The organism is Pseudomonas sp. p99-361 (assembly GCF_003935475.1).
Classification (GTDB): Bacteria; Pseudomonadota; Gammaproteobacteria; order Pseudomonadales; family Pseudomonadaceae; genus Aquipseudomonas; species Aquipseudomonas juntendi.
In genome coordinates this window covers 24,204-31,307 of sequence record NZ_RHQO01000054.1, presented here as the reverse complement: position 1 = coordinate 31,307, position 7,104 = coordinate 24,204, and the positions used below count along the sequence as shown (strand labels likewise).

Below are 7,104 nucleotides of genomic sequence, written 5' to 3'. Positions count from 1 at the left end.
GCGCCGCGCGGGCGGCGCTCGCTCTAACAGGCGCTGCATACCTTGTGGCAAACACCTGTCAGCCCTGATGCGATCCCTGTGGCTGCCTTGCCTGCGATGGGACGCAATGCGGCCCCAGTTGCTTGAGCGAGCAGCATTACCGGTTTACCGGGGCGTTTTCATTGGCCGCTCCATGCCCTCGGCGTGCAAGCCTGAACGGGCGATAAGTCCGCTGAATACCTGCCCAAACCCGCCGCCCACCCCCGCGTCCATCAGCCATGTCGCTTTTTGTCGCAGTCTTTTCTACGGCAATTGTTTCCATCATCTTCAAATGCGTAGCGTTACCGGCTAGTCTCGCAGGCATCCATATCGCCGTAGTCTTCCAACCAGAACGAGCCGGCCATGACAGAACTGTCCCGCACGCATGGATTCGCGACTCAGGCCTTGGGCCTGCTGGACGGGCGTTTCTTCCGGCCGCCATTGCCGGACGGGCACGTGCCGCGCCCGCGTTTGTGCCAGCGCTTGTACGCCGGCCTTGGTGGCCGCTTGCTGCTGGTCAATGCGCCGGCCGGCTTCGGCAAGAGCTCGCTGGCCATCGAGTTCTGCGAGTCGCTGCCCGATCACTGGCGCAGCCTCTGGCTGGGCCTGAGCCAGCGCGATGCCGACCCTGGGCGCTTTCTCGAGCGGCTGCTCGAAGGCCTGCAGCAGTACTGCCCGGCCTTGGGCGGCCAGGCCATGGGCCTGTTGAAAATGCGCCAGCGCCATCAGCCATTCGCCTTCGAAGAGTGGCTCGATGGCCTGCTCGACGAGCTGGCGCAGTACCTGCGTGCCGATACGCCGTTGCTGCTGGTGCTCGACGACTATCACCTGGCCCAGGGGCCGGTACTCGACCGCTGCCTGCAGTTTTTCCTCAACCATTTGCCGCCGGGCCTGGTGTTGCTGGTTACCAGTCGGCAGCGGCCGGACTGGCACCTGGCACGTCTGCGCCTGTCACGGCAGTTGGTCGAGCTCAACGAACAGGAGCTGCGGCTGACCGCCGAAGAAGCGCTGGCGGTGATCGGTCGCCAGCCCAACGGCTTGCGAGGCCAGGCGCTGGACAACCTGATCCAGCGCAGCGACGGGTGGGTGGCAGGGTTGCGCTTCTGGCAACTGGCGGTCAGCGAGAGCGCCGACGAGCAGGGCTTGCCACAGGCCCTGCACGGGGGCGAGGGCCTGATCCGCGACTATCTGCTCGAAGAGGTCATCGACATGCTGCCTGCCGACGTGCAGGCCTTCCTCGATGAAACCGCCTGCCAGGAGCGCTTCTGCGCCCCGCTGTGCGATGCGTTGCGGGGGCGCGACGACAGCGCCGCGATCCTGCGCTTCTTGCAGGCACACCAGGTGTTCCTGGTACCGCTGGACGAGCATGGCCACTGGTTCCGCTACCACCACCTGTTCTCCGACCTGCTGCGCAGCCGCCAGGCCAGTGAGCCACTGGCCGACCTGCACCTGCGTGCCTGCCGCTGGTTCGAGCGCCAGGGTTTGCTGGATGAAGCCGTGGAGCAGGCCCTGCGTGCCGGCCACCTCGACGTCGCTGCCGACCTGGTACAGAGCCTGTCCGAGGAACAACTGCTGGCCGAACAGAATGTCGGCATGCTGCTGCGCTGGAAGATGGACCTGCCCGACAGCCTGCTGATCAGTACCCCGCGGCTGATCGTGCTGTACAGCTGGGCGCTGGGCCTGGCCTGCCAGCTGGACGCGGCTGAAGAACTGGCAGGCCACCTCAGCCGCTTCCTGCCTGCACCTTCGGCGACCGCGCAAAAGTCCATGCTGGCACAGTGGCTGGCACTGAGCGGTGTCATCGCCCGTGGCCGCGGTGATCGTGACCGCACCCTGGCCTATTGTGGCGAAGCCCTGCATAGCCTGCCCGGCAAGCGCTATGGGCAGCGCCTGGTCTGTTTGTCGACGTTGTCCAACCTGGCGATTGCCGATGGCGACTTCTGGCGCGCCCGTGGCTGGAACCGTGAGGCGCTGGAGCTGGCCCAGCGGGTCGGCAACCCGTTGTTCGAGGCGTTGGCGCATTATGACCGGGCGCGGGTGTTGCACGCCCGTGGCGAGGTGCTGCGCGCACTGGATGAAGTGCGCCAGGGGCTGCAGCGTCTGCAAGGGCTCTCGGCGCAGCGGCTGTATGCGGTGCGCGCCCGCCTGACGCTGTATGAAGGCTACCTGCTGGTCTCGCGCCTGCAACCGGCCCAGGGCCGTGCACGCTTGCGCGCGGGGTTGGGCGAGGCACGTGCCTGCCGCGACATCAGCGTGCTTATCGGCCACTGCGTGATTGCCACCCTCGATGGGCGCGACGGGCAGTTCGCCGAGGCCTTTGCGGAACTGGCCGAGGCGGAACGGCTGATGCATATCTGGGATGTGCCGCCGGTTTACTACCTGGCCATGATCACCCTGGTCAAATGCGAGCTGTGGCTGGCCCAGGGGCGCGTCGACCTGGCCGAGTCCTGGTTGCTGCGCCTGGGCCAGACCTATGGCGGTGAGCAGCCGGCGGCGGCGCCAGAGTTTCACCCGCTGCTGCCGGTGCATATCGCCCTGCAGCATGCGCTGCTCGAACGTGTGCTGTCACGCCGCACAGAGGCGCTCGAGCGCCTGGCCGGGCTGGTCGAGCGCGGCCAGGCCAGCGGCGGCATGATGCTCACCGTCAGCGCGCTCAGCCAGTGGATGCTGCTGTTGCTGGACGAAGGCCGCGATGGCCAGGCCGCGCAATTGTTGCCTGGCTTGCTGGAGGCTGCACGCGGGGGCGTGCTGCAACCGTTCCAGCCGTTGCTGCAACGGCACCCGCAGTGGCTGCAGGAGCAGTTGCTGGCCAGGGCCGGCTGCCCGGTGCAGGTCGACCTGCTGGGGCATTTGCCAGCGTTGCCAAGCGCCCCATGCGGTAGCAGCGAGGCCCTGAGCGGGCGGGAGCTGGCTGTGCTCGAACTGATCGCCCAAGGTTGCTCCAACCAGCAGATCAGCGAGCGCTTGTTCATTTCCTTGCACACGGTCAAAACCCACGCCAGCCATATCAACAGCAAGCTGGGCGTGGAGCGGCGGACCCAGGCGGTGGCCAAGGCCAAGTCACTGGGGTTGCTGGCGTAGTGCTGGCGGTGCTGGCTACCGCCCGTTAAAGTAATGGCCTCGGGCCATGTTCGCGGCCGATAATGCTCGATGCTCATCTTTCCCGGCCAACTGCCGATACAGCGATCGGTGGCATCGCCTCGCGCGATTTTTCAATCATTCCAGGGCAGGTCGTGTTGATGCTGCAGTACGGGCAAAAGAGCTTTCTGATCGTCGACGATTTCACCGACTTTCGCACGTCGACCCGGTCCATGTTGCGCGAGTTGGGTGTGCGCGACGTCGACACTGCCGACAGCGGCGAGCAGGCGCTGCGCATGTGCGCGCAGAAGCGCTATGACTTCATCCTGCAGGACTTCCACCTGGGCGATGGCAAGAAGAATGGCCAGCAGGTACTCGAAGACCTGATCATCGACAAGCACATCAGCCATGAGTGCGTGTTCATCATGGTCACCGCCGAGAGCAGCCAGGCCATCGTTCTCAGTGCCATCGAGCACGAGCCCGACGCCTACCTGACCAAGCCGTTCAACCGGGTGGGGCTGGCCCAGCGGGTCGAGAAGCTGTTCCAGCGCAAAACCCTGCTCAAGCCGATATTGCAGGCGCTGGACCGCAACCGCCCGGGCGAGGTGCTGGCGGCATGCGCCGAGCTGTGCAAAAGGGACCCGCGCCTGGCACCCCTGTGCCTGCGCTACCGGGCCGATGCCTTGCGCAACCTCAACCGCTTCGATGAGCTGGAGAAATTCCTCAAGGCCATTCTAGCCAGCCGCCCGCAACCGTGGGTGTACGCGGCGCTGGGGGCCTTGATGCACAAACGTGGCCAGAATGCCCAGGCCCAGGGCGTCTACGAGCAGGCGCTCAAAGCCTTCCCGATCATGCCAGCCTTGTACGATGGCATGGCCGAAGTGCTGGTGGCCCAAGGCGAGAGCAAGCGTGCGCAGAGCCTGCTGGAAGAGGCTGTGCGCCTGTCGCCACTGTCGGTGCGGCGGCAGTCGACCCTGGGCAAGCTGGCGCTGGAAAACGAAGACTTCGAAAGCGCTTCCAAGGCCTTCCGCCATGCGGTGAACCAAGGGCAGAGTTCGCGCTACAAAGACCCGGAAAACAACCTGGGCCTGGTGCAGGCGCTGATGAGCAAGAATGCAGGCTTTGGCCTGGATGCCCGTACCCGCGTCGAGATCAACACCACGCTCAGCGAAGTGGCCAAGGAAAACCCCGAAGACCAAGGCTTGCAGGTGCGTGCGCGGATGATGAAGGCCGCCAGCCTGCAGCAGGCCGGTGACCCGGAGACGGCTGCCAAGCTGACCGATCAGGCCATTCTGCGCCTGGACAAGATGAACCAGTTCTTCTCGGTCGATTCGGCCCTCACCGTCGCCGCGCAGTTGCAGGCGATGGGCCAGGAAGCCGCCGCCATCGGCGTACTGAAAAGCTGTGTGGAAAGTTATGGCGATGACCCCAAGGTCATGGAAAAAGTGGGCAAGCTGACGGACGACCCGAGTGTGCTCAACGCCATTACCGAAGCGGTCACCCTCAATCGCCAGGGTGTGCGCAGTTACCAGGGAGGGCAGCTCGGCGAGGCGTTGCAACTGTTCCGCAAGGCGCTGGGTCTACAGCCCAGGAACATCAGCATCGCCCTGAACACCGCCCAGGCGCTGCTGCGCATTGGTGGTGAAACCCCCCAGCCCGCGATCATGCAGGAATGCCGCGACGCCTTGACCAGCGTGGCCGGTATCCCTGCCAGCGACAATCGCTATGACCGTTACCGCAAACTGCACATCCGAGTGTTCGGCGCATGAATCAAGACAATCAGGGGCTGGATTTTTCCACGGTGATCGCCTCCACCGTGCACGACCTCAAAAGCTCCCTGGCGGCGTTGATCCAGTGCCACGGCCAGTGGGTGGAGCGCCTGCCCGAGGAACTGCGCGGCGGGGCCGAGCAAGGGATCATGGAGCACGAGTTTCGTCACCTCAACGGCATGCTGGTGCAGCTGCTGGGGTTGTACAAGCTTGGTGTGAACCAACTGCCGGTGTGCCCGGACTACCACGAACTGGACGACTTCATCGAGGCCCAGCTGGCGGCGCATGAGGAAGTGCTCAAGCACAACGATATTCTCGCCACCTGGCGCATCGACACGGATAACCCGCTGGGTTTCTTCGACCGCGAGCTGGTGGCCTCGGTGATCGCCAACGTCATCACCAATGCCACCCGCTTTGCCGGGCATGCCTTGTTGATCAGCATCGAGGAGGCTGACAACCAGTTGGCCATTTGCGTGAACGATGACGGCCCCGGTTATCCACAGCGCATGCTTGACCGCCAGGAGGAATATACCCAGGGTATCGACTCGACCAGCGGCAGCACCGGCCTGGGGCTGTACTTTGCTGCACGCATTGCGGCGCTGCATGAAAGTGGCGGGGTCCGTGGGCGCATCGAGATCTCCAATGGCGGTGCACTGGGCGGTGGCTTGTTCAAGTTGTTTCTGCCGTAGGGATTGGGGTGCACCTGCCGGCTTTTCCTGGCAGGCTTTGCGCAGAACCCCAGCTTTACCTGCGAGAACACCATGACCCAAGCCCTGCCTGCGCTCATCCGCGAAACCTTCCCTGTCGGGCCTTTGCAGTGCAACTGCACGCTCATCGGCGACCCGTTGAGCAAAAAGGCCATCGTCGTCGACCCGGGCGGTGATCCAGACAAGATCCTGGCCCGCCTGCAGGCCCATGGCCTGACGCTGGTGAGCATCATCCACACCCACGCCCACTTCGATCATTTCCTCGCCTCGGGCAAGCTCAAAGCGCTGACCGGCGCCACGCTGCATCTGCACAAGGCCGACCAGGCGCTGTGGGACAACCTGGAGATGCAGTGCCAGATGTTCGGCGTGCCCTACACCCCGGTGCCGTCGCCTGATCGCTGGCTGGCCGATGATGAAGAACTGGCGTGCGGCTGCGGCGTGGCCTTGCATACACCCGGGCACACGCCTGGCTCGATGAGCTTCTGGTTCGCCGACGCCAAGCTGTTGATCGCAGGTGACACCTTGTTCCGCCGGGGCATAGGCCGCACCGATTTGTGGGGTGGCGACCAGCGGGCTATCGTGCGCTCGATCAAGGAGCGGCTGTACCGGCTGGACGAGGAGGCCACCGTGGTCACCGGCCATGGGCCTGATACCCGGCTGGGTGACGAGATGCGCGAAAACCCGTTCGTGCGTGCCTGATGGCACATGAAGGCGCTTTCATGGAATTTTTCGTTGCCGGTGCGTTCCAAGGCTGGCATAGATGCATTTGCGATCTGTCGCATTCATGAATTGAGTAGGAGCTTGTCCATGTTCACCATGCGTCGTCTGATTATCGTCGCAACTGCCGCTGCCCTGATGACCGGCTGTGCCAGTCAGAACCCTTACGACAACCAAGGGCAGGCGCAGGGCTCTACTGGGATGAGCAAGACTGCCAAGTACGGTGGCCTGGGTGCGCTGGCCGGTGCGATCGCCGGTGCCGCCATCGACCACAACAACCGTGGCAAGGGCGCCCTGATCGGCGCTGCCGCCGTGGGCGCTGCCGCCGCCGGTTATGGCTACTACGCCGACAAGCAGGAAGCCGAGCTGCGCGCACAAATGGCCAACACCGGTGTGGAAGTGCAGCGCCAGGGTGACCAGATCAAGCTGATCATGCCGGGCAACATCACCTTCGCCACCGATTCGGCCAACATCGCGCCAAGCTTCTACCAGCCGCTGAACAACCTCGCCAGCTCGTTCAAGCAGTTCAACCAGAACACCATCGAAGTGGTCGGTTTCACCGACAGCACCGGCAGCCGCCAGCACAACATGGACCTGTCCCAGCGCCGGGCGCAGGCCGTCAGCACCTACCTGACTTCGCAGGGTGTGGACAGCTCGCGCCTGTCGGTACGTGGCATGGGCCCGGACCAGCCGATCGCCAGCAACGCCGATGCCAATGGCCGCGCGCAGAACCGCCGTGTCGAAGTGAACCTGAAGCCGATTCCAGGCCAGCAGTATGACCAGCAGCAGGGCCAGGTGCAGCAGTATCCCTGAAT

Annotated in this window: 5 protein-coding genes; all 5 read left to right on the top strand. The window is 64.3% G+C overall.

Annotated elements, in window-relative coordinates; genetic code table 11:
* The first annotated feature begins 381 nt into the window (after nucleotides 1–381).
* Nucleotides 382–3,099 (top strand): LuxR C-terminal-related transcriptional regulator, encoded by a 2,718-nt coding sequence (locus EGJ22_RS19865; protein WP_029887744.1) that lies wholly within the window; start codon nucleotides 382–384, stop codon nucleotides 3,097–3,099.
* 158 nt (nucleotides 3,100–3,257) lie between these two features.
* Nucleotides 3,258–4,865 carry a response regulator gene (locus EGJ22_RS19860; protein WP_009682687.1) on the top strand — a complete coding sequence of 536 codons (1,608 nt, stop codon included), beginning with the start codon at nucleotides 3,258–3,260 and terminating at the stop codon, nucleotides 4,863–4,865.
* On the top strand, nucleotides 4,862–5,554 hold the full coding sequence (locus tag EGJ22_RS19855; protein ID WP_009682688.1) for a sensor histidine kinase KdpD: 693 nt from the start codon (nucleotides 4,862–4,864) through the stop codon (nucleotides 5,552–5,554). The genes EGJ22_RS19860 and EGJ22_RS19855 overlap by 4 nt, the downstream gene beginning before the upstream one ends.
* Before the next feature lie 72 nt (nucleotides 5,555–5,626).
* Complete coding sequence (locus EGJ22_RS19850) at nucleotides 5,627–6,271, top strand: MBL fold metallo-hydrolase (RefSeq protein ID WP_029887745.1); 645 nt, start codon at nucleotides 5,627–5,629, stop codon at nucleotides 6,269–6,271.
* 108 nt (nucleotides 6,272–6,379) lie between these two features.
* Nucleotides 6,380–7,102, top strand: coding sequence for an OmpA family protein (locus tag EGJ22_RS19845; protein ID WP_029887746.1), 723 nt, complete (start codon nucleotides 6,380–6,382; stop codon nucleotides 7,100–7,102).
* Nucleotides 7,103–7,104: the final 2 nt, after the last annotated feature.